Raw genomic sequence first — 22,729 nt, 5'->3', positions numbered from 1 at the left:
TGATGAAGCAGCGCCTTCATCGCAGCGGTCTCGATAGGCTCGGACCATGGGGTACTCCGATGTTCGACGGCAGGACGTGCTCAACGCCATCGCGCGATGTGACAACATGGGACGTACTGCCTTCCTTGCCCACTACGGGTTTCATCCCGCTCGCGAGTACGTGCTGGTCCACGGCAGCGGGGAGTACGACTCGAAGGCGATTGTCGGGGTCGCTCACGAGTTCTTGGACGGGAAGGTGCTGGCATCCGACCAGTTCAGCGGGGGGCGTGCGACCGTGGGGCGGCACCTGGAGAGTCTGGGCTTCCTGGTGCGGAGCAAGGAGCCGCACGCTGCTCCCGAAGGTGACGGCGGTAGGCGTACCCCGGAGCAGCGTGAGAGATCGCGGGCGAAGTTCACCGGACAGCTGAGAAAACTCAACCGTCACCATCTTGGCGGACGGGCGAGCAGGCACCAGCCGCTGAGCCTGCTCTGGGCGATCGGCAGGCTGGCCGCGGGTGCGCCTCGGATGCATGCCTGGGTGGACTTCCGTCGCGAGGTGGGCGCACTTCTCCGTGCCTTCGGCGGCGAGCACGCCGCGACACCGGAGTACCCGTTCTGGCACCTGCACAAAACCGGGTTCTGGGAAGTGGACGGCGTCGAGGCGACGCCGGGATACAAGCCGCGGGCGACCAGGTTCGACGAGTTGCGGCCCAGTGCCGGATTCACCGAGGAGACCTTCCAGCTGCTGCGCGCTGACACCGCCCTGCGTACGAGGGCCGTCAACATCCTGCTTGCCGAGTACCTCGACGACATCGTGGACCGCTCGCCGCTGCTGGTGGCCGTCGGGCTCGCCGATCAGGAGACCGCTGCCGGAAGTGTTTCCGACAACGGGACGAGTGAGCCCGCGGGGAGGCGGTCGACCACCCGGTCGGTCATCATTCGCAACTCGGTGCTCGTCCGCGAAGTGAAGGCGTTGCACGACGACAGGTGCCAGCTGTGCGGCGACCGACTGCGCACAGCCGTCGGGTACTACAGCGAAGCGGCTCACATCCGAGGGCTCGGCGCTCCGCACCACGGACCCGACGAGCTGTCCAACCTGTTGTGCCTGTGTCCGCGTTGCCACATCCTGTTCGACACATTCACCATCTACATCGACGAAGAAGAAACGGTCCGGTTCATCTGGGATGGGCACGTTCTCGGGACGCTGCGCCGGAACACGAACCATTCGCTCGACGAATCCCATATCGAATACCACCGCGCCGCCTGCGCTATTTCTGTAGGCGACACACTGCACTAGGTCAGTCTGCGGCGCTACGAAGACACTCGCGGGCCAGTGTGGGCAGGCGCTGCTGACTCGTCGGGGTGTCACCGCGACGGCGTGGCCTCCGCCGGTTCGCGCTTGGCGGTCTGGTCGACCCGGGCTCGGATGGTCACGAAGTACAGGCCCGCGAGCACGACCAGTGCGCCTGCCAGCATGGGCAGGGTGATGACGTCGCCTTCGACCAGCCAGCCGGTGGGGATGCCGACGACGGGGATCAGCAGGGCGAACGGCACGACCTTGTGTGCGGGGTAGCGGCCGAGCAGCATCGACCAGACGCCGAGGGCGAGGATGGTGGCGAACACGACGACGTATCCGAGGGCGAGCCAGGTGGTGATGTCGGCGTCGGCGATCGCCGTGAGGCCGCGGTCGGCGCCCTCGGCCGCGATCGAGAGCAGGAACAGCGGGACGGGCGGGATGAGGCACGACCAGATGGTGAGGCGGAATCCGTCGTCGGGTTGGGCGATCCGGGTGCAGACGTTGCCGATCGCCCAGCTCCCGGCCGCGGCGAGTACCAGCAGGAGCGCCACCAGCGGCACGGTGCCACCGCGGTCGAGCGCCCGGTTGGTCGACGGTGACTTGGTGATCGGTGGGGTGCCCGCCACCCGGCTGGCGGCGCGGTTCGGCACGCCGTGCCAGGTCGTGGACGAGGCCGAGGTCCGGCGCCGGGTTCGCGCGTTCCGGGAAGTGCTGCCGGAGGCCGAGGTCGTGTTCGCGGGCAAGTCCCTGCCGTGTCGCGCGGTGTACGGGTGGATGGCGTCGGAAGGCTTGTCGCTGGACGTGTGCTCGGCGGGTGAGTTGGCGGTGGCGCGGTCGGTGGGTTTCCCGGCTGAGCGGGTCGTGCTGCATGACAACGTCAAGATCGCCGAGGACCTGAAGGCCGCCTTGGCGTACGGGGTGGGCAGGATCGTCGTGGACTCGTTCGACGAGATCGCCCAGTTGGGTGCGTTGGCAGGCCCTGGGCAGCGCGTGATGGTCCGGGTGACCCCCGGCGTCGACGCGCACACCCACCGCGCGATCGCGACCGGTGTGGAGGACCAGAAGTTCGGGTTCTCCCTGGCCTCCGGTGCCGCGCTGGAGGCCGTGCGGTGCGTGCTGGAGCAGCCCGGCCTGCGGTTGGCGGGCCTGCACTGCCACATCGGCTCGCAGGTCCGCCGGGTCGCCGCGTACGAGGAGGCGGTCCGCCGGATGGTGGGTCTCATCGCCGCGGTCCGGTCCTCGCACGGTGTCGAGGTCGCCGAACTCGACCTCGGCGGCGGCTTCGCGGTGCCCTACCTGCCGGGGGAGGACACGTTCGACCTGGTCGGCTTCGCGCACCGGCTGCGTGTGGCGCTGAACTATGAGTGCGCCGCCCACCGCGTCCCGGTGCCGCGGGTCCTCGTCGAGCCCGGTCGGTCCCTCGTGGCCAACGCGGGCGTGACGCTCTACCGCGTCATCACCGTCAAACGAGGGGTCTCGCGCACGTTCGTCGCCGTCGACGGCGGGATGAGCGACAACCCGCGCCCCGCGCTCTACGGGGCCCGCTACGCGGTGCGCGTGGTCGGCAGGCCCACGCCGCTTCGACGAGCCCCGGCCACCGTCGTCGGGCGGCACTGCGAAGCCGGGGACGTGCTGGCGGAGGACGTGTCGCTGCCTGCCGACATCCACGCGGGCGACCTGCTCGCCGTGCCGGTCACCGGCGCCTACCACCACGCGCTGGCCTCGAACTACAACCTCGTCGGCAGGCCACCGATCGTCGGCGTCCTGAACGGCGAGACGCGACTGCTCGTCCGCCGCGAAACCGAGGAAGACCTGCTGCGCCGCGACATGTAGCCGAACCCGCACAGCTGAGGCGTTCCCGCGTGTGGGGAACGCCTCAGCTGTGCGCGGGGTCAGCGTCAGGTCCCAGCAGGGGTCGGCTGGCGCTGCGCGGAATTGTGCACGCCCCTCTCGCACCTCACCACCGTCGGAGCCGGTCCGTCCTTGACGGAACCTCAACAGGCGCGGCCCGATCCAGTGCGCTGTCTTGAGATCAGAGCTCGAACCGGTAGCCCATGCCGGGCTCGGTGATCAGGTGCCGCGGCTTCGACGGAACGGGCTCCAGCTTGCGTCGAAGCTGGGCCAGGTACACGCGCAGGTAGTGGGTTTCGGTGGTGTAGTCCTCGCCCCAGACCTGGTGCAGCAGTTGCTTCTGGGTCACCAGTTTGCCGTTGCTGCGAGCCAGGACTTCCAGCATCCCCCACTCCGTGGGCGTCAGGTGGACCTCGACCCCGTCGCGGTGGACGCGTTTGGCGGTCAGGTCGATGCTGAACGACGCCGTGCGCACGACCGGCTGGTCGATCTCGTGCTGCGCGGAGCGGCGGAGCGCGGCCCGGAGCCGGGCGAGGAGTTCGTCCATTCCGAACGGTTTGGTGATGTAGTCGTCGGCTCCGGCGTCCAGCGCGCGGACCTTGCCCTCTGAACCGGAGCGCGCGGAGAGCACGACGATGGGCACTCTGGTCCAGCCGCGCAGCCCGGCGATGACGTCGGTGCCGTCCATGTCGGGCAGGCCGAGGTCGAGTACGACGAGGTCCGGTTTGCCCTCGGCCGCCTGGTGCAGGGCGGTGGCGCCGTCGTGGGCGGTGAGGATGTCGTAGCCGCGGGCCGTGAGGTTGATGCGCAGGGCGCGGACGATCTGGGGCTCGTCGTCGACGATGAGCACGGTTGTCACTGTGCCGCCTGGTCGTTCGGGGCTGCCACTGGCAGCGAGATGACGATGGTGAGGCCACCGCCGGGGGTGTCCTCGGCGGTGATCGTGCCGCCCATGGCGTCGGTGAAGCCCTTGGCGACGCTGAGGCCCAGGCCGACACCGGGGATGTTGTCGCGGTCGCCGAGGCGTTGGAACGGGGCGAACACCGCGCTCGCGGCGTTCTTCGGTAGGCCGTGGCCGTGGTCGACGACACGGAGTTCGACGCGGTCGAGGTAGGTGCTGGCGCGGATGGCGATCTCGGGTTCGTCGGCGGTGACGATCCCGTCGCCGTCCACGTCGACCTCGCGGCGCGGGCTCAGGCGGCCGTGGCGCAGGGCGTTGTCGATGACGTTGGCCACGACGCGTTCGAGCAGGCCGATGTCGGCGATGACCGGGGGCAGGTGTTCGGGGACGTCCACGGCCAAGACGTCGCGCTCGTCGATGCCTGCCAACGCGCGCGCGACGGCTTCGTCGTAGGTGACCGGCCGCAGCCGCGGTGAGACAGCGCCGGTGGCCAGCCGAGAGGAGTCGAGCAGGTTGTCGACCAGTCCGGTCAGCCGGTCGACGGAGATCTCGACTGTCTCCAGCAGATCCGCGGTGTCCTGCTCGGACAGCACCAGGTCGGGCGTGCGCAGGCTGCCGACCGCGGCCTTGATCGAGGTCAGCGGGGTGCGCAGGTCGTGCCCGACGGCGGAGAGCAGCGCGGTCCGCAGTTCGGTGGTCTCGGCCCGTTGCCGCGCTTGTCTGGTCTCGGCGGCCATGCGTTGCTGTCGCAAAGCCAGCAGTGCCTGCCCGGCGGCGGCCTCCAGGGCGCGTTGGTCGCTGGCGGGCAGCGCGCGTCCGCGCAGCGCGAGTTGGACGTCGGCGGTGACCGGCACGGTGACATCGGCGTCGTCGGGTTCGCCGCACGGTCGCGGCCCGACGCACGCGACTCGATGCCATTCGCCGTCGCCGCGTTCGAGCAGGGCGACGGACTCCAGGGCGAAGTTCTCCCGGACCTTGTCCAGCAGCCGGTCCAACGGGTGCGGGTGGGTCAGCACCGTGCGGGCGTAGGAGGCGAGCAGTTCCGCCTCGGTGCGGGTCCGGGCGCCCTGCTCGGCCAGTCGTGCGGCCCGGTCGACGACGAGCGCGACCAGGACGGCGACGATGAGCATCGCTACGAGGGTGACCAGGTTCTCCGGGGTGTTGACCGCGAGGCTGTAGTAGGGCTCCGTGAAGAAGTAGTTCAACAGTCCCGCCCCGAGCAGCGCGGCTCCGACCGCGGGGCCGAGGCCGCCGACGAGGGCGACGATGACGGTGGCGAGGAAGAATCCGATGAGGTCGGTGGAGAAGGCCACCTCGCTGCGGGTGATCAGCCCGATGCCGGTGACCACGAGGGGGAGGATCACCGCCGACGCCCAGCCTGAGACCTTCCGCCGCGGGGTCAGCGCGTTGTGGCCGACCTCCCTGCGGCGGGCCCCGCGGGCCTCGTCGTGGGTGACCATGTGCACGTCGATCGGGCCGGACTCCCGCACGACGGCAGAACCGATGCCTTCGTCGAAGACACGGGCCAGCCGGGACCGGCGAGAGGTGCCGAGGACGAGCTGGGTGGCGTTCACACCGCGGGCGAAGTCGAGCAGCGCGCTGGGGACGTCGTCGCCGACGACGCTGTGGAAGGTCGCGCCGACGTCCTCGGTGGTCTTGCGGAACCTGGCGACTGATTCGGCGGGCGGTCCGGTGAGTCCGTCGCCCCGCATGATGTGGACGACCATCAGCTCCGCCCCGGCTCGGAGGGCGATCCGCCGGGCGCGGCGGATGAGGGTCTCGCTCTCGGGGCCGCCGGTGATGGCGGCGACGACGCGTTCGCGGGCTTCCCAGGTGTCGGTGATGCGCTGCTCGGCCCGGTAGCGCTGCAGGGCGACGTCGACCTGGTCGGCGACCCACAGCAGCGCCAGCTCGCGCAGCGCGGTGAGGTTCCCGACGCGGAAGTAGTTGCCCAGGGCGGCGTCGATCTTGTGGGCGGCGTAGACGTTGCCGTGCGCGAGGCGTCTGCGCAGTGCTTCCGGGGTGAGGTCCACGAGTTCGACCTGTTCGGCGCGGCGCACCACCTCGTCGGGCACGGTCTCGTGCTGCTCGACGCCGGTGATGCGCGCGACGACGTCGTTGAGCGACTCCAGGTGCTGCACGTTCACCGTGGACAGCACGTCGATCCCGGCGGCCAGCAGCTCCTCGACGTCCTCCCAGCGTTTGGCGTTGCGGGAGCCGGGGACGTTGGTGTGCGCGAGCTCGTCGACCACGGCGACCTCGGGGGCGCGGGCGAGCAGGGCGTCGATGTCCATCTCGGTGAGGTCGAGGCCGCGGTGGTGCACTCGCGCCAGGGGCAGCACGTCCAGCCCGGCCACGAGCTGAGCGGTCTTCTCCCTGCCGTGGGTCTCGACCAGGCCGACGACCACGTCGGTGCCGCGTTCCCGGCGGCGGTGGGCCTCGCCGAGCATCGCGAACGTCTTGCCGACGCCGGGGGCGGCGCCGAGGTAGATCCGCAGTTCGCCGCGTTTGCGCTCGTCCATCGTGTCCATCTCCCGAAGCGGGCGGGTCGCCGGTGGGCGACCCGCCCGCGTTTGTCACTTCGCGGTCTCGTCGAGCGCGCGGTTGAGCGCGGTGACGTTGACACCCGGTTCACCGAGGATGCCGAGGCCGCGGCCGTCGGTGTGCTCGGCGACGAGCGCGCGGACCGCATCGTCGGACAATCCGTTCGCGCGTGCCACCCGGGACACCTGCAGCTGCGCGTAGGCGTCGCTGATGTGCGGGTCCAGCCCCGAGGCGGACGCGGTGACCGCGTCTTGGGGCACGAGGTCCTCCGCGACCCCTTCCCGCTGGGCGACCTCCGCGCGGCGCTCGGCGATGACCGCGGTGTAGTCCTCGTTCAGCTCGCCCTTGTTGGAGCCCCCGGACGCCGGGAGGGTTGCCGCCGACGGCCGGGGGAAGAACCACCCGTCACCTTCCCGGGTGACTGCGACCAGCGTGGTGTCCACCGCCTCGGCGTTGGCCTGCAGCCCCGGTAGCCGGGAGACCGCCCACACCGCGGCCGGGTAGAGGATGCCGGTGATGAGAGTGAGGACCAGCAACACGCGCAGCCCCGCGAGTGCCTGCTTGCCGAAGTTGGTCATGTCAGCCGATCCCGGGGATGAGTCGTACGAGCAGGTCGATGAGCCAGATCCCGGCGAACGGGGTGACGATGCCGCCGAGACCGTAGACGAGCAGGTTGCGCCGCAGCAGCGCCGAGGCGCTGGAGGGCTTGTAGCGGACGCCGCGCAGGGCGAGCGGGATGAGCACCACGATGATCAGCGCGTTGAAGATGACCGCGGACAGGATCGCCGAGTTGGGCGAGTGCAGCCCCATGACGTTGAGCCCGCCGAGCTGCGGGTAGATGGCGGCGAACATGGCCGGGAGGATCGCGAAGTACTTCGCGAGGTCGTTGGCGACGCTGAAGGTGGTCAGCGCGCCGCGGGTGATCAGCAGCTGCTTGCCGATCTCCACGATCTCGATGAGCTTGGTCGGGTCGGAGTCGAGGTCGACCATGTTCCCGGCCTCTTTGGCCGCCGAGGTGCCGGTGTTCATCGCGACGCCGACGTCGGACTGGGCCAGGGCGGGGGCGTCGTTGGTGCCGTCGCCGGTCATCGCGACCAGCTTGCCGCCCTCTTGCTCGGCGCGGATCAGGGCCATCTTGTCCTCGGGCTTGGCCTCGGCGAGGAAGTCGTCCACTCCGGCCTCGGCCGCGATCGCCTTCGCGGTCAGCGGGTTGTCGCCGGTGACCATCACCGTGCGGATGCCCATGGCGCGCAGCTCGGCGAACCGGTCCTTCATGCCGGGCTTGACCACGTCGGACAGGCGGATGACGCCGAGCACCGCGTCGTTCTCCGCGACCACCAGCGGCGTGCCGCCCTGGGCGCTGATCTCGTCGACCACCCGGCGGGTCTCGTCGGAGGTGACGAACCCGCTGGCCGCGCCCTTGCGGATCCGGCGGTCGCCGAGGTCGATGCCGCTCATCCTGGTCTGCGCGGTGAACGGGACGAACTCGCCCGTCTTCTCCCGGTCGGTGGGCTCGGCGGCGCGGCCGTACTCGGTCACGCACAGGTCGACGATGCTGCGCCCCTCCGGGGTGCCGTCGGCCAGACTGGCGAGCCGGACCGCGTCGACCAGGGTGTCCACCGACGTCCCGCCGACCGGGATGAACCCGGTGGCCCGGCGGTTGCCCCAGGTGATGGTGCCGGTCTTGTCCAACAGGAGGGTGTCGATGTCGCCCGCGGCTTCCACCGCCTTGCCCGAGGTCGCGAGGACGTTGCGCTGCACGAGCCGGTCCATGCCCGCGATGCCGATCGCCGAGAGCAGGGCGCCGATGGTGGTGGGGATCAGGCAGACCAGCAGCGCGGTCAGCACGATCACCGACTGCTCGCCGCCGGAGAAGATCGCGAACGGCTGCAACGCGACCACGGCGAGCAGGAAGATGATCGTGAGGGTCGACAGCAGGATGGTCAGGGCGATCTCGTTGGGCGTCTTCTGCCGTTCGGCGCCTTCGACCAACGCGATCATCCGGTCCACGAAGGACTCGCCGGGTGTGGTGGTGATCCGCACGATGATCCGGTCGGACAGCACGGTCGTGCCGCCGGTCACCGCTGAGCGGTCACCGCCGGACTCCCGGATGACCGGGGCCGACTCGCCGGTGATCGCCGACTCGTCGACAGTGGCGATGCCCTCGACCACGTCGCCGTCGCCGGGGATCACCTCGCCCGCCTCGACCACGACCAGGTCACCGATCTTCAACTCGGTGCCGGGCACCGTCTCGCCGGTCGTGCGCCGCGCGACAGCGTCCTTCTTGGTCTTGCGCAGCGACTCCGCCTGCGCCTTGCCGCGCCCCTCGGCGACGGCCTCGGCCAGGTTGGCGAACAGGACGGTCGCCCACAGCCACACCGCGACCGCGGTGGTGAAGACGCTCGGGTCACCGACAGCGAACACCGTGACCAGGATCGACCCGACCCAGACCACGAACATGACCGGGTTGCGGAGCTGGTGGCGGGGGTGGAACTTGCGCAGCGCGTCCGGGAAGGACACGAGCAACTGCCGGGGGTTGAAGATGCCCGCGGACACCTGGTGGCCCAGGTTGGCGGCGTGGCGGTCGCGGATCTGTTCGGGAGTCCGCCGGGTTGTTGTCGGAGTGGTCACAGCAGGGCCTCCGCGATGGGACCGAGAGCGAGAGCGGGAACGAAGGTCAACGCGGCGACCAGCACGATCGCCCCGGTCAACAGGGTCGCGAACAGCGGACCCGTCGTGGGCAGCGTGCCCGCCGTCGCGGGCACCTTCTTCTGCTTGGCCAGCGACCCGGCCAGGCACAGCACCGCGATGATGGGGATGAACCGGCCCAGCGCCATGCAGACGCCGAGCGAGGCCTGGAACCAGTCGTTGGTGACGGTGATGCCCGCGAACGCGCTGCCGTTGTTGTTCGAGGCCGAGGCGTAGGCGTAGAGGATCTCCGAGAGCCCGTGCGAGCCGTGGTTGTTCAACGCGCCTTGCGTGGCGGGAACGACGGCCGCGATACCGGCACCGATGAGCACCACCGTCGGCATCGCCAGGATCGAGATCGCCGCCGCGGTCACCTCGCGCTTGCCGAGTTTCTTGCCCAGGTACTCCGGGGTGCGCCCGACCATGAGCCCCGCCAGGAACATCGCGATGATCGCCATGACCAGGATGCTGTAGAGGCCGGTACCGACACCGCCCGGTGTCATCTCGCCGAAGAGCATGTTCAGCAACGTCCCACCGCCGCCCAGGCCGGTGAAGCTGTCGTGCATCGCGTTCACCGCACCGGTGGAGGTCGCGGTGGTCGTGTCGGCGAACAGCGCGCTCGACGGGATGCCGAAGCGGGTTTCCTTGCCCTCCAAGGGGCGCAGGCCGTTCGCCTCGGCGGTCCAGATCACCGCGAGCATCGCCGACCACAGCACACCCATGACGCCGAGCAGGACGTAGCCCTGCTTGCGGTTGCCGACCATCGTGCCGAACGTGCGGGTCAGGCAGACCGGGATGAGCAGGATCAAGAAGATCTCGATCAGGTTCGACCAGCCGTTCGGGTTCTCGAACGGGTGCGCCGAGTTCGCGTTCAGGACGCCGCCGCCGTTGGTGCCCAGCTCCTTGATCGCCTCTTGCGACGCGACCGGCGCGGTCGCGACCGTCTGACCGTCCACAGTGACCCCGGACCTCAGGCTCATCACGACACCCGTGGCCACCAGCACGACGGCGAAGACACCGGCCACCGGCAACAGGATCCGGATGGTTCCCCTGGTGAGGTCGACCCAGAAGTTGCCCAACCGGTCGCTCTGGTCGCGGGTGAACCCGCGCACCAACGCGACGGCAACCGCCATGCCCACGGCGCCGGAGACGAAGTTCTGCACCGTGAGCCCCACCATCTGCACGGTGTGGCCCAGGACGGACTCGGGGACGTAGGACTGCCAGTTCGTGTTGGTCACGAAGCTGATCGCGGTGTTGAACGCCATCCCCGGCGACACGGTGCCACGACCGTAGTCGAACGGCAGGATCGACTGGACCCGTTGCAGGATGATCAGCAGGACCACGCTGACGAACGAGAACCCGATCACGGCTTGGGCGTAGGTGCCCCACCGCTGCTCGGAGTCCGGGTCGACCCGCGCGGCGCGGTAGACGGCGTGCTCCACCCGGGAGTGCTTGGTGCTGGTGTACACCCGCGCCATGTAGTCGCCGAACGGCCGGTACACCACGGCCAAGGCGACCACCAACACGCCGACCTGGAGCAGGCCTGCCACAGTCGAGGGCATCAGAACTTCTCCGGCCTGATCAGCGCGACGAACAGATACCCGATCAACACCAGGGCGAGGACGCCACCGACGACGTTCGCCACGACACCCGTGCCGCTCACAACTTCTCCAGACCGCGCACCGTCAACGCCAACACCAGGAACACACCAACCAGCAGCAACGCGTAACCGAGATCCGCCACGGCGCGCTCCTCTCCGACCTCAAGCGGTCCACCGGATGGACCGCGACGCCGGAAGAGTGCACGAGAAAACGCCCCGTTCAGCGATGCCTGACGACTCCTTGACGCGCGCGACCGGGTCCTTTACGCGATGTTGACGGCGCTGCGACCCACGTCTCCTCCGGCGACCCGGTCGTGACCACCTAGGAGAGCTGAACGACTACACGTCGTGGTCATGACGACGCGTTCCTGCGTGCGGCGGTTCCGGCAGAATCGGCTCAGCCGTGCCGGTGGGGTGATGGAGCTTGGTCCAGTCGTGGACTCGGGTATTCGGTTGGGGGCGGGGGAGTGGGTGGCCTAGAAGGCTGTGATCGTGGTTGGGGCTCGTTCGGCGCGGGTGAGGGCTCGGATTAGGGCTACTGGGCCGTGTTTGCGGGTGGACAGGGCGGTGAGGAGGTCGATGACGACGGTGTTGGTGTGGTCGGGGAAGGGTGGGGTTGGGGTGCCGACGCTCACCGCTAGGTCGTCGGCGTGGACGACGAGTTCCATGGTGCGGGTGATGAGCAGGTCGGACAGGGCGAGTGACCAGGGGCCCCACAGTCGCATTCGGACAGTGCGGTCGGGGAGGGCGGGGAGGGTTTCCGCGAGCGAGTCCAGGGTGGTCTCGAACCGGTCCGCCAGGGCCGCGAGGCCGTCGGCGGCTAGTTGGTCGCCGCCTGCGCGGATGTTGGTGTTGATGGGGCTGTCGACGCCGGAGTCGACCCAGGCGGCGCGGCTGTAGTGGTCGAGCAGGGAGATCCGCGGCTCCTCCGGCGGCGGGTCTGCCAGCACCTCGGCGACCACCAGCACCTCGTAGGCCAGGTGGCCCGCCAGACCGGCGACGCCGAACTTGGGCAGGGCGCTCGGTTTGTCCCACGCCGCTGCCACTGCCGGGTCGCGGAGCAGGGCGAGGGATACCTGGGCGGCGTCCAGGAAGGCCTGTGTGCTCATTCCTCGATCGCCCCGCCCACGGTGCGGAGGTGTTCGCGGAAGGAGACTGGTGGGTCGGTGGCTAGGTAGCGGCTGAAGTCGACCTGGGAGCGGAGGCTTGTGCCCGCGCGGATGCGGTCGGCTTGGGCGCGTTCGGTGTCGCGGATGGACTCGGCCAGGTCGAACAGGTCCTCGGCGTGGGTGGCGGGGATGAAGAGGATGCCGTCGTCGTCGCCGAGGACCAGGTCGTCACGCGTCACGGTCCACGGGCCGACATCCGCCGACTCGAGGGCGTCAGGGCGGCGGACCTCGGGCACCAAGGGGCCGGTCGGGATGGAGCCGAGGCTGAACACGGGGAGGCCGATGACGCGGATGTCGGCGGTGTCGCGGTGCAGGCCCCAGATGACCACCCCGGCGATCCCGGCGCCCTTCCCCTCCAGCACGACCAGGTCACCCACGCAGGCGTGGTCCCGTCGGCCGCCGTTGTCGACCACGAGGACGTCACCGGGCTGGGCGGACTCGAAGGCCTCCAGGAAGATGTCCACGCTGCCCGCGTGTCGAGCAGGCAGGACCCGCCCGAAGACGCGGTCGGCCGGGTGCACCCCCACCAGTGAGACCGTCCGCACCTCGACGCCCGCGCGCACGCACGCGTCGGTGAAGTGGGCCGTGGTCAGTTGCGCGAACCGGTCGGCGAGGTCGCTCACGTCAGCTCCAGGGCGTGGCCGGTGGTGGCGTCGACGTGGTCGGGGACCTCGTCGTGGTCGTCGCCGACCGAGAGGGTGCCGGTGGGCTCGACCAGCAGGACCTGGGCGCCACCAGCGGACGACGGCTTGTGGAAGGTGCCGCGCGGGACGACGAACAGCGAGCCCTGCGGCAGCACCACGGTCCGCTCGTCCGGGTCGCGCAGGGCGATCTCGATCTCGCCCGCGATCACCAGGAAGAACTCGTCGGTGTCGTTGTGCACGTGCCAGACGTGCTCACCGGCGAACCGGGCCAGCCGGATGTCGTAGTCGTTGACCTTCGCCGCCAGTCGGGGGCTCCAGGCCTGGTCGAACGCCGCGAAGGCCGTGGCGAGGTCGATCGGTGTGTTCACCCCGCCCATGGTGGTGGTGCGCGCGGGGGTCGGCGAGTGCTAGTAATCGCACATGTCGAAAGGATCCTCGCACCGGGTGGTGGCCATCGTCGACGCGGGCTCCAACCCGTTCGAGCTGGGCGTGGCCACGGAGTTGTTCGGTCTGCGCAGGCCGGAGCTGGAGCGGCCGTGGTACGAGTTCGAGCTGTGCGCGGCCGAGCCGACCGTCCGGATGCACCTGGGTATGTTCACCCTGTCGGGGGTCGCGGGGCTCGACGCGGTGGACCGGGCGGACACGGTGATCGTGCCGAACCGGCCGGACCCGGTGGTGCCCGTGCGACCCGAGGTGCACGCCGCGATCCGCCGGGCCGCCGACCGGGGTGCCCGGCTGCTGAGCTTCTGCACCGGCGCGTTCACCCTTGCCGAGGCGGGGGTGATCGAGGGGCGGCGGGTGACCACGCACTGGCGGTGGGTGGAGGAGTTCGCGCGCCGCCACCCGGGGGTGCTGCTGGAGCCGGACGTGCTGTTCGTCGACGACGGGGACGTGCTCACCGCCGCCGGGAGCGCCGCCGCGCTGGACCTGGGGCTGCACGTCATCCGCCGCGACCACGGCGCCGAGATCGCCAACATCGTCAGCCGCAGGCTCATCTTCGCGGGCCACCGTGACGGCGGCCAACGCCAGTTCGTCGACCGCCCCCTCCCGCCCCGCCTGGACACCTCCCTCGCCCCGGTCCTGACCTGGGCCCGCGCCCGCCTCGGCGACCCCATCACCGTCGCCGCCCTCGCCGCCACGGCCGCCACCAGCCAAGCCACCCTGCACCGCCGCTTCCAGGCCGAACTCGGCACCACCCCCCTGGCCTGGCTCACCACCGAACGCATCACCCTCGCCTGCCGCCTCCTCGAGAACGACTCCCTCTCCCTCGACCACGTAGCCGCCGCTGCGGGCCTGGGCACGGCCACCAACCTCCGCACCCAACTCCGCCGCCACACCGGCCTCACCCCCTCCGCCTACCGCCGCCGCTTCGGCCCCCGCCGCTGACACCCATGCTGCGGGCCTACCTGGCTTGGGCGGCGGCGGAGGGCGAGCCGCGAGGCATCGAGGGGTGATCGGGGTGAGGCGGGACACGGGTGGGAGCAGGGGCGGGGGTTTCGGCGTTGTAGTCGGTGATGAGCACATTCCACTTTGCCGTTCTTGGGGACTCGCTGGCCGCTGGGGTTGGGTGCAGTCATCCCAGTCAGACGTTGGGGCACCGCCTGGCTGCGGTGGTGCGGGGCACGGGGCGCCAGGTCGCGCTCAACGTCCGTGCGGTGTCCCGGGCGCGTTCGGCTGACCTCGCTGCTCAGGTGCCTGCGGGGCCGGTAGATCTCGCCCTGATTGTCGTCGGCGCCAATGACCTGACCTCCTTCACCCCGCCGCAGGTGGGGGCCAGGTTGCTCGGACAAATCGTGGCGAGTCTGGTCCACAAGGGAGCGCGGGTGGTGGTCGCCACCGCCCCGGATCTGAGCATCGTCTCCGGGGTGCCGCCCGCCTATCGCGACTTCGTCCGGCAAGCCAGCGCGCTCTACGCCCAGGCCCAAGCCGATGCCGTCCGGGCCGCAGGTGGGATTGTCGCCGACATCGATCCGGCGCTGTTCGACCGGTTCCGCGCGGACCCCAGCCTCTTCTCCGCCGACCGCTTCCACCCCTCGCCCGCCGGGTACGCCCTCATCGCCGAAGCGTTAGCGCCGAGCGTCAGTGCTCCACTCAGGACGGAACGGTTGTAGACGCGTACTTGCTCAGGGCGATGCGGTTCGGCTCCCCGGTCTTCGCGATGAGGCTCGAGACGTGCTTCTCCACGGTGCGCGGGGAAAGGTGAAGTGCGTCGGCGATTTCGCGGTTGCACAGGCGGTCCACGAGTAATCGGAGGACCTCGTACTCCCGCACGGTCACCCCAGCGGACCGCAGTGCGGCCGGGATCTCGTCCGTGCCCTCCCGGCGCTGGCTCACCGTCGCGCCGCCCTTGCGCAGCAACGTTCGGCAGGCGCCCGCGACCGCTGGAACACCGGTGCGGTGGAAGTGTTCCTCCGCCGCCCGCAGCCAGTCGATGGGCTGACCCCAGTTCCCGGTCAACGCGATCGGGGCGACCAGACGCAACCCGAGATGCCGTGCCATCGCATACGGAGCACCAGTAGCGATCGCCCGGGCCGCGGCGGCGCTAGCGTCCTCCGGACGACCCGCGCGCGAAGCCAGCACAGCCGCCGCGAAGTCAGAAAACACCCGGTCCCACCGTAACCGACTAGCCGGAGCCGACGTCTTGGTGGCGAACTCCTCGGCGGTCAGATCGCCGGAAACCGCGCGTAGCAACAGGTCCAGGCCATAGCGGCCCGAGAGGTGGAACGTGGTCGGGTTCCGGTTCTCAGCGTGGATCGCGGCCGCACACTCCGACCGGGCCAGGTCGTGGTTTTCCTCCATCAACGCGCAAAAAGCACCCGCCAGGCCGTGGATGCGCGGCGCGTGGTGGGCCTGGTCGCCGCCCCAGTGCCGCACCTGTGCCAGCGCCTCGTCCATGTCCGCGCGTCGGCCCCGGTGCGCGGAGAGAACCGTGCGGTGCAACAACATGTACTGCGTCGTCTCGACCAGCTTGAGCCGCGTGGTCGCCGTCAACACCTGCGCCGTCAGCCGGTCCGCCTCGTCGAAGTCACCGCGCAGGATCAGTTGCAGCGCGATGTTGACCTCGGCCTGGTACCGGGCGGTCACCGCGCCGATGCGGGACGCCGAGTCGCGGGCCACCTCCAGCCGCTCGATGCCGCCGTCGCGCAGCGCGTCGTCGTGGCCGAGGCGAACAAGCGCGTGCACCTCCCAGATCGGCAGGTTGTGCTCCACCGCGATCACCCGGCTGCGCTCCAGCAACGCCGTCGCCTCGGCCGGGTCCCGCTGCCGGGTCAACGCCCCGACCAACTGCCACGCCTGACACGCGACGGCGGGCAACCCGGCGGACTCCGCCACGACCGCCGCCCGGCGCGCCATCTCCTCCGCCTTGTCGAGTTGGTTGGGCCCGGGCACGTCGATCTCCAGGTGCGCGGCGACCACATCGATGGCAGCCGTGTCCGCGTCCGGCGCGCCCGACCCCAGCAACGCCCGCGCGGCCGCCACGGACTGCAACCCCACTTCCGGGCGGCCGGCGTGCACCGCCACCCACGCCAACCGCGTGTGCAGTCGGGCGCGGCGGTCCGGCGGGAGCCCGGTGACCTCGTCGAGCAGGTACACCATCGCCAACGCGCGGTCGACCTCGCCTGCCTCGGCCAACGCGTGCAGCTGCGACTCCAACGCCGCCGCCCGCTCACCGGTGTCCGGCGCCAACAAGTCGCACGCACGCGCCAACAACGCCACCGCGGACTGCGCGGCGCCCTGCCCGAGCGCGCGTTTGCCTGCCATGGCCCACAATCGGCCTGCCGCGACCGCCTGACCGGAGTCCAACCGCAGCGCGGCGGTGACTTGGCACCACTCGCCGGGCAGCCCCGGGTACACCGACTCGACCGCGTCGGCGACCTTCCCGCTGAGCGCGGCGCGTTCCGCGGCGGGCACGAGCGTCAACAGCGCGTCGACGATCAGCGCGTGCTGGAAGGCGTACCAGTCCGGGGTTTGCTCGTCCGGGGCGACCAGGTGCGCCGCGTTGTCGCCGTGCAGGTGGCTGAGCAGGTCGCGGTACGTCAGTCCCGTCGCCTCTTGCAGCACCGTGAGCGGGAACCGCTTGCCCAGCACCGCGCAGGTGAACAGGACCTCGCGGGCGGTCGGTTCCACGGACTCGAGCCGGGCGCCGACGGTGCGCAGCAGGGTCGCCGGGGGAGTGGGCCGGTTCGAGTCGGTGACCCGCCAGCCCGCCTCGGTGCGCGCCAAGAGCCCGCTGTCGACCATGCCGTCGAGCATTTCCTCCACGCGGAACGGGTTCCCGCCGCTGCCCGCCCACAGCAGGTCGGCCACCGCGTCGGGCACCTGGGTCGGTTCGACCGACAACCGCGCCGCGGCCAACCGCCGGACGTCGGTCCGGTCCAGCCGCCCGAGTTCCAGCAGCGCGCATGCGCCGCGCACCCCAGCGGCCCTGGCGAAGCTGAGCGCCTGCCCTTGGTCGGCGCGGATCGTGCCGACGAGCAGCGTGCCCTGCCCGGCGAGGTTGTCGGTCAGGTAGTCCACGACCGCCAGCGTCTCCAGGTCGGCGTCCTGCAGGTCGTCGAGGATCAGCAGGGCGCCGCGGCCCTCACCGGCCAGCGCGGTCAGCCGCAGCACCGCCTCGGCCAGGATCACCAGCGAGCCCGGTTCTTGGTCGGCCGGAGCCGGACCGAGGTCCGGCACGAGCGCGGCCAGGATGGGCCGGTACGGGCCGAGCGCGTCGAGGTCGATCGGGCCGCCGGTGCGCACCAACGACAGCAGCGCCTCGGTCAGCGACCGGTAGGGCACGGTGGGTCCGAGCACGCTGCCGCGGCCGCGCAGCAACCGCATCCCGGCGCTGTAGCCGATGTCCGCGGCGGCGGCGGCGAGCCGGGTCTTGCCGATGCCGCTCTCGCCGACCAGGAACACCGCGCCACCACGCCCGTCGCGGGCGGCGGCCACCGCGTTCTCGATCGTCCTGAGCTCATCGTCGCGACCCACGACCAGCGACGACCGATTCACCACGAGCCGTGACAGTAGCGGCGAGCCGATTTCCGGTCTATCCACCAAACGGCAGTGCGAATGCTCATCACGGCCCCCGATAATCGCGTGGCGCGGTCACCGGCGGATCGGTAGCGACCACCGAGAGTTCCGCCGGTCGCGCCACGCGAGTGATCGGCACCCGTTTCTCTAGTTGGGGAGCTCCGGGCAGCAGGTAGTGCTACCCGGCCAGTTGGCCGCCACGGCGGCGGGGTCGTCGAACGCCCCGAACGCCACCGCCGACGCCGCTCCCGCGGTGATCACCAGACCGGCCAGCGCGGCCGCCCGGACACCGAAGGTCACCGCGGGCAGTGCCCGCCACGACCCGCCGCGGACCTGGTCGAGGAAATCGCCGTCACCCATATCCGTCCACTCCCCTTCGTCACGTGCCATTGCCAACCACCGGAACCCCTGGTTCCAGCGTCACCACCGAGGGCACCCGGTCGGCGAAAGCCAACCGCAGCAGCCCGTAGCCCACACCGGCGACCCCACGCAGCAGGCCGGGTGTGCTGACCCCGCCCGGTGTGCCGCACACCGGGCCGTGCCGTTCGAGCGCGTCGAGCAGCAGCGCGGCGCGCCCCCGCAGGGTCGAGCGCGGGCACCGGTCGGCCGAGGCGAGCACCAGCAGCGCTTCGGTGATCCCCGACTCGCCGTGGCACAGGCTCAGGTCGGCCGGTACCGCCCGCTCGGTCCCGCCGAGCAGCGACAGCACATCACACCCGATCCCGGCCGCCGCTGCCCCCACGGCCATCCCCGCGGCCCCCTGGCACCACCCGACGTCGTCGGTGGGTGCCGCCGCGGTCGCCACGACCTGCCTCGCCGCCGCCATCGCCGCAGCTGAGGCCGCCTGGTCGGGCTCCCACGCCGCGTACCTGGACAGGGCCAGCGCCATGCCCGCCGCGCCGTCGGCGAACCCCACGCGTTGGGGTTCGTCGACCACCGCCAGGTACCGCTGGAGCGTCGCGGCGCGGGCTGCCCCAACCCGCGCCGCCTCCGGCAGTCCCAGTTCGGTGTGCACGGCGAGCATGGCGGCCAGGCAACCCGCGGTGCCGGCGTCCCAGCCGTGCGGGTCACCCGGCGTGGTGGCGTGCGCGGTCAACCCGACCGCGTGCGCCGCCCAGCCGCGTACCTCGTCGTCGTCGAGCAGCCGCGCCAGCCGCGCCAGGGCGTAGGCGATGCCACCCAGCCCCTGCTGTGCGCCGCCACCGATCGCCGCGACGAGGTGCGGCGCCCCAGCCAGGGTGTCGAGGAGCCCGGGCACCGCGGTGATCGCCTCCGCCGCGACCTCCCGGTACCGGGCGATGCCGCTGGTCTCGGCCAGCTGCGCCAGGAACAGCGCGACCCCGAGGTAGCCGCTGCCCAGCGCGGCGCCCATCGGCAGCACCAGCCACTGCCGCTCGTCGACCAGGTCGAGCCCGAGCCAGTTGACCCGGCCCTGGCGGGCGTGGCTGGCGGCGATGAGCTGGTCGCCGAGCCCGCACGCGGCCGCGAGCAGCCGTTCCGGGTCCGCGGCCGTGCCGACCAGCGGACCGATCGACGGCGCGGGGCAGTGGTGGTCGGTCCCGGGGTGCGTGGTCGCCATGGTCGCGGCGATGACCCACGCCTGGTCGCGCCGGTCGGTCTCGCTCATCGCGGCGACCTTGTCCAGCGCGCAGTCCAGGCCGGTCCTGGTGATGGCCCCCGTGATCACCGAGCCGTCGGTCGCGGTGATCTCCCGGTCGCCCGCGCGGCAGGTGAACAGCGGGATGTCACCCGCGAGCAGGTCGGCGCGCTCGGACGGCAGGAGCCCGGGGGCGGCGAACGCCTGCTCCCAGCTCGCCGCGTCGCGCAGCAGCGCCGGGTCCGTGGTCTCGGCCAGCAGCGCCGCGTAGGACCGGGTCGGGCGGGCCACGACGCGGATCGGCAGGTCGGCGCACGCGGTGATCAGCCGCACGTAGTCGGCGCGGTGGCGCAGGACGGCGTCGTAGGCCAGCCGGAACCCGGCGACGATGGCCGGTTCGTGCGGCAGCGGGTCGAGCTGGCGGCCCGCGTGGGTCGGCCGGTTGTCGCCACCGGCGAAGACGAGGGGGCGGCGGACGGGGCGCATGGCGTCGGTGCCCGGGTCGGCCCAGTCGAGTCCGGTGCCCGGCCAGAACCCGCCCCGGGCGGCGCCGATGCCGGAGATGTCGATCGTGCCCTGGTCGCCGACGGTCGGGACGGGCAGCAGCGCGGTGCGGTGCACCGAGTCGGTCAGCGTCGCGGCCGCCGGGCAGCCGGTGTCCTGCTGGCCGATGACGGGGTGCAGCAGCGTCTCGACGTCGACCATGACCGGCTGGTCGCCGCAGGCCACGACGTTGCCGTAGTGCAGGTCGGTGGCGTGCAACAGGTGCAGCAGGGCCAGCAGCGCGCCTTGTCGGCGGTAGAACACCGTGGCGGCGTCGGGGTCCGGCAGCGGGGCTGGGCTGACGTGCTCGACCCAGCCGTAGTCGGCGCGCACGACCGTGTTCAGGGCGCGTAGGCCGAGGTCGGGCAGGTGCGCGTTGAGCTGGTCGACGAACCGCTTGAACGTGACGTGCGTGCCGACCTCGCGCGGCCGGTAGATCACGGCGCGGCCATCGGCGAAGACGAGTTCGGCGACCGTCCGGCCGCCGCGGTGCGGGTCGCCGAGGCCGGGGCGCAGCCGGACCAACTGGCCGGGATCGGCGCCGCCGAGCAGGTGCTCGACGATGTCGTCGCGGTCGCGGGCGAACCTGACGAGCAGCTCGGTGGTCGCCTCCCGTGCCGCCGCGCAGGTCTGGGCGAGCAGCCGGGCGAGGACGGGGTAGGCGGTGAACAATTCGGCTAGTCCGGTCGGCGTAGACAGCTCCCGGACGAACTGGACGAACCGCTCACGGCCGTCAGTGCCGATGAGCCGCTTGGCGTGCATTGTGTCGACCACCGCGCGGCTGGACAGCGTGACGAGGCGTCGACCGAGCCAGTCGGCGTACGCGGAACCCACCGCACCAGCGTCGACGTACTGGTTGGTCAGCGACGGGGTGGCGGCGTTGACCAGGGGGTGCAACGCCCCGGCGATCGCGGCGCGCCAGTCGGGATCGACCGTCGCGCGGGGTGCCGCGGCGCGGGTCACGACCTCGATGGCGGACACCCACGGTGGTCGCTCCGACTCGCCAGGCGCGGCCGGGAGCCACCAGTTCGGCGTGTACTCCTGCGCCGACTGGCGGGTGCCCGGTTCGGCCGCCTGTCTCATCACCCGTGCACCCTGACACGGTCAAGGGGAGCCGATATAGGTAGAACCTACCTAATTTCTCGCTCCCAGCCGGTGGGCACGGGGACGTCCCCCTCGTCCTCGTCGGCGAACTCGGCGAGCTGGTCGTCGGTCACCTCGGGTAACGCGGCGGCCGTGGGGGTGAGGTCCACCGGGACCGCCCGCGCCGCCAGCAGCGCGATGGTCTGGTGCTCGAAGACATCTCGCACGGTGATCGCCAGACCCGCCTCGTGCGCGCGGGCGACGACCTGCAGCGCCAACACACTGTCCCCGCCGGCGTCGAAGAACCCCTCGTGCGCGCCGACCCCCGGTTTGCCGAGCACGGCCGCGAAGACACCGGTGAACACGCGCTCCCGGTCCTCGGTCATCGGTTCCCCTTTCGTCTGCCCGCGACAGTCCCAGATATTCCTGATCACCCGCTGACGCGCCGGTGATCCCCTTTCGGTGTCAGCGGAATGCGGGTGCTTTGTCAGCGCGGTCGGGCAGGGTTGTCCTCAGCGGGCCGGAACTCGAAGGCCCGAGGAGAGGTGCCCGGAGCGGATTATCGGGGCCGGTCTCGACCGGCGGGCGCGAGCCCACGCAGGTTCGAATCCTGCCTTCTCCGCGAGGAATGTACTGGGAGAGGTGTCCCGGAGTGGCTTATCGGGGCTCGCTGTGCGCGAGCGGGGTGACACCCACGCAGGTTCGAATCCTGCCCTCTCCGCTGGAGCAGCAGCGAACGGAAAGACCGGGGTCCGATGACGACTGACCGACTGGAATCCACCCTGTCGCGCTACCCGGGCGTCGCCCGCGCCCGGGTGGACCGCGCGCCCGACGGGCGGCTGACCGCGCGGGTGCTGCCGTGGTCGGTCCAGGACAGCGTGCACGGCCTCGCGGAGGTCTCACCCACCGAGACCCGCTTCCTGCACGACGAGATCTTCCTCGGCGAGACCTACCTGCAGGGCGGCATCGTCCTGCGCGCGAACGCCGTGGTCTTCGACGTCGGCGCCAACATCGGCATGTTCGCCCTGTTCGTCGCCGCCCGCTGCCCCTCGGCCACGGTGCACGCGTTCGAACCGGTCCCCGAGGTCTTCGCCAAGCTCCGCGCCAACGTCGACAGGTACGGGGTCACGGCCCACCTGCACGAGATCGGCCTGTCAGCCCGCGACGAACGCATCCGCTTCAACTACTACCCCGAGATCTCCATCATGTCCTGCCGCACGGACTACGCGGCCTTCGACAACGAGAAGCACCTGATCAAGAACTACATCGACCACCAGCGCGTCTCCGGCCCCCAGGGCCGCGAGGACCACCTGGCGGCGGTGGAGGCCATCCTGGCCAAGGAGTTCGAGTACGACTACCGCACCTGCCAGCTCCGCCGCACCTCGTCGCTCATCACGGAGAGCGGGGTGCCGGTGATCGACCTGCTGAAGATCGACGTGCAGCGCGCGGAGCTGGACGTCCTGCGGGGCATCGACTCCACGCAGTGGGACCTGGTCCAACAGGTGGTGATGGAGGTCCACGACGAGGACGGCTTACCTACCGCGGGCCGCGTCGGTGTGGTGCGAACCTTGTTGGAGGAGCACGGGTTTGACGTCACAGTGTCGGAGTCGGAGATCTTGACAGGTGCGGGCCGGTTCGCGGTCCAGGCCATCCGCCCCTCGTACGCCGCGGATCCCCGGCCGGTGGTGGCGGCATTGGGGAATGCGGGGGAGCTGAACGGCGCGGCGATCATGGCCTGGCTGAGGGAAAACAGCGACGAGCTCCCGGACGCCGTGACCGTGGTGTCGTCCCTGTAGTGGATGTCTTGTCACCGCGCC

General features: G+C 70.9%; 19 protein-coding genes and 2 tRNA genes. 7 read left to right on the top strand and 14 right to left on the bottom strand.

The annotated features are described in order from the left end of the window. The first annotated feature begins 46 nt into the window (after positions 1–46). The gene (locus LV79_RS16715) at positions 47–1,276 is read left to right on the top strand and encodes a phosphorothioated DNA-binding restriction endonuclease family protein (protein ID WP_253837699.1); all 1,230 of its coding nucleotides are present in this window, start codon (positions 47–49) and stop codon (positions 1,274–1,276) included. Positions 1,277–1,344: 68 nt separating this feature from the next. Here the strand turns inward: LV79_RS16715 and LV79_RS16710 are convergent, their stop codons facing one another. Continuing rightward, positions 1,345–1,827, bottom strand: coding sequence for an EamA family transporter (locus LV79_RS16710; protein WP_253837698.1), 483 nt, complete (start codon positions 1,825–1,827; stop codon positions 1,345–1,347). On the opposite strand from LV79_RS16710, the gene lysA reads away from it, so the two are divergent. Next, positions 1,778–3,109 (top strand): diaminopimelate decarboxylase, encoded by a 1,332-nt coding sequence (gene lysA, locus LV79_RS16705; protein WP_372495358.1) that lies wholly within the window; start codon positions 1,778–1,780, stop codon positions 3,107–3,109. The two genes, LV79_RS16710 and lysA, sit on opposite strands and share 50 nt — an antisense overlap. A 199-nt stretch (positions 3,110–3,308) precedes the next feature. Here lysA and LV79_RS16700 read toward each other — a convergent pair whose 3' ends face one another. From LV79_RS16700 to LV79_RS16660, 9 genes are all read right to left on the bottom strand, one after another. Next, positions 3,309–3,986 (bottom strand): response regulator, encoded by a 678-nt coding sequence (locus tag LV79_RS16700; protein ID WP_253837694.1) that lies wholly within the window; start codon positions 3,984–3,986, stop codon positions 3,309–3,311. Next, on the bottom strand, positions 3,983–6,550 hold the full coding sequence (locus LV79_RS16695) for a DUF4118 domain-containing protein (RefSeq protein ID WP_253837692.1): 2,568 nt from the start codon (positions 6,548–6,550) through the stop codon (positions 3,983–3,985). The genes LV79_RS16700 and LV79_RS16695 overlap by 4 nt, the downstream gene beginning before the upstream one ends. Before the next feature lie 54 nt (positions 6,551–6,604). Continuing rightward, positions 6,605–7,150, bottom strand: coding sequence for a potassium-transporting ATPase subunit C (locus LV79_RS16690; RefSeq protein WP_253837690.1), 546 nt, complete (start codon positions 7,148–7,150; stop codon positions 6,605–6,607). A gap of 1 nt (position 7,151) precedes the next feature. Further along, on the bottom strand, positions 7,152–9,164 hold the full coding sequence (gene kdpB, locus LV79_RS16685; RefSeq protein WP_253838540.1) for a potassium-transporting ATPase subunit KdpB: 2,013 nt from the start codon (positions 9,162–9,164) through the stop codon (positions 7,152–7,154). 35 nt (positions 9,165–9,199) lie between these two features. Next, positions 9,200–10,822, bottom strand: coding sequence for a potassium-transporting ATPase subunit KdpA (gene kdpA, locus LV79_RS16680; RefSeq protein WP_253837682.1), 1,623 nt, complete (start codon positions 10,820–10,822; stop codon positions 9,200–9,202). Next, positions 10,822–10,923, bottom strand: coding sequence for a K(+)-transporting ATPase subunit F (kdpF, locus tag LV79_RS16675; protein ID WP_121392537.1), 102 nt, complete (start codon positions 10,921–10,923; stop codon positions 10,822–10,824). Before kdpF ends, kdpA begins: the two co-directional genes overlap by 1 nt. A 413-nt stretch (positions 10,924–11,336) precedes the next feature. After that, on the bottom strand, positions 11,337–11,969 hold the full coding sequence (locus LV79_RS16670; RefSeq protein WP_253837680.1) for a maleylpyruvate isomerase N-terminal domain-containing protein: 633 nt from the start codon (positions 11,967–11,969) through the stop codon (positions 11,337–11,339). Then, complete coding sequence (locus tag LV79_RS16665) at positions 11,966–12,652, bottom strand: RraA family protein (RefSeq protein ID WP_253837671.1); 687 nt, start codon at positions 12,650–12,652, stop codon at positions 11,966–11,968. The genes LV79_RS16670 and LV79_RS16665 overlap by 4 nt, the downstream gene beginning before the upstream one ends. Then, the gene (locus LV79_RS16660) at positions 12,649–13,050 is read right to left on the bottom strand and encodes a cupin domain-containing protein (protein WP_253837669.1); all 402 of its coding nucleotides are present in this window, start codon (positions 13,048–13,050) and stop codon (positions 12,649–12,651) included. Before LV79_RS16660 ends, LV79_RS16665 begins: the two co-directional genes overlap by 4 nt. Positions 13,051–13,093: 43 nt before the next feature. Between LV79_RS16660 and LV79_RS16655 the strand changes: the two genes are divergently transcribed. After that, a complete protein-coding gene (locus LV79_RS16655; protein WP_253837667.1) occupies positions 13,094–14,059 on the top strand; it encodes a helix-turn-helix domain-containing protein in 966 nt (321 codons plus the stop codon). Between the two features lie 128 nt (positions 14,060–14,187). Continuing rightward, positions 14,188–14,784, top strand: a complete 597-nt coding sequence (locus LV79_RS16650) for an SGNH/GDSL hydrolase family protein (RefSeq protein ID WP_253837665.1) — start codon at positions 14,188–14,190, stop codon at positions 14,782–14,784. Here LV79_RS16650 and LV79_RS16645 read toward each other — a convergent pair. The 4 genes from LV79_RS16645 to LV79_RS16630 form a co-directional block, all read right to left on the bottom strand. Continuing rightward, entirely contained in the window at positions 14,765–17,671 is a 2,907-nt protein-coding gene (locus LV79_RS16645; protein WP_253837662.1) for an ATP-binding protein, read from the bottom strand. The two genes, LV79_RS16650 and LV79_RS16645, sit on opposite strands and share 20 nt — an antisense overlap. Before the next feature lie 165 nt (positions 17,672–17,836). Then, a complete protein-coding gene (locus LV79_RS16640) occupies positions 17,837–18,049 on the bottom strand; it encodes a hypothetical protein (RefSeq protein WP_253837660.1) in 213 nt (70 codons plus the stop codon). 19 nt (positions 18,050–18,068) lie between these two features. After that, the gene (locus LV79_RS16635) at positions 18,069–20,912 is read right to left on the bottom strand and encodes a type 2 lanthipeptide synthetase LanM family protein (RefSeq protein ID WP_253837658.1); all 2,844 of its coding nucleotides are present in this window, start codon (positions 20,910–20,912) and stop codon (positions 18,069–18,071) included. 47 nt (positions 20,913–20,959) lie between these two features. Then, entirely contained in the window at positions 20,960–21,298 is a 339-nt protein-coding gene (locus LV79_RS16630; protein WP_253837656.1) for a phosphopantetheine-binding protein, read from the bottom strand. Positions 21,299–21,451: 153 nt separating this feature from the next. Between LV79_RS16630 and LV79_RS16625 the strand changes: the two genes are divergently transcribed. From LV79_RS16625 to LV79_RS16615, 3 genes are all read left to right on the top strand, one after another. After that, positions 21,452–21,534: transfer RNA gene (locus LV79_RS16625), tRNA-OTHER, on the top strand. 14 nt (positions 21,535–21,548) lie between these two features. Next, positions 21,549–21,633, top strand: a tRNA-His gene (locus LV79_RS16620). 34 nt (positions 21,634–21,667) lie between these two features. Next, positions 21,668–22,708: an FkbM family methyltransferase gene (locus LV79_RS16615; RefSeq protein ID WP_253837654.1), complete on the top strand. Its 1,041-nt coding sequence runs from the start codon at positions 21,668–21,670 to the stop codon at positions 22,706–22,708. Positions 22,709–22,729 lie beyond the last annotated feature (21 nt).

The sequence above is a fragment of the Actinokineospora globicatena genome, from assembly GCF_024171945.1.
GTDB lineage: Bacteria > Actinomycetota > Actinomycetes > Mycobacteriales > Pseudonocardiaceae > Actinokineospora > Actinokineospora globicatena.
Note: the sequence above shows the minus strand (reverse complement) of the source record. Positions and strands in the feature narration are given on the sequence as shown.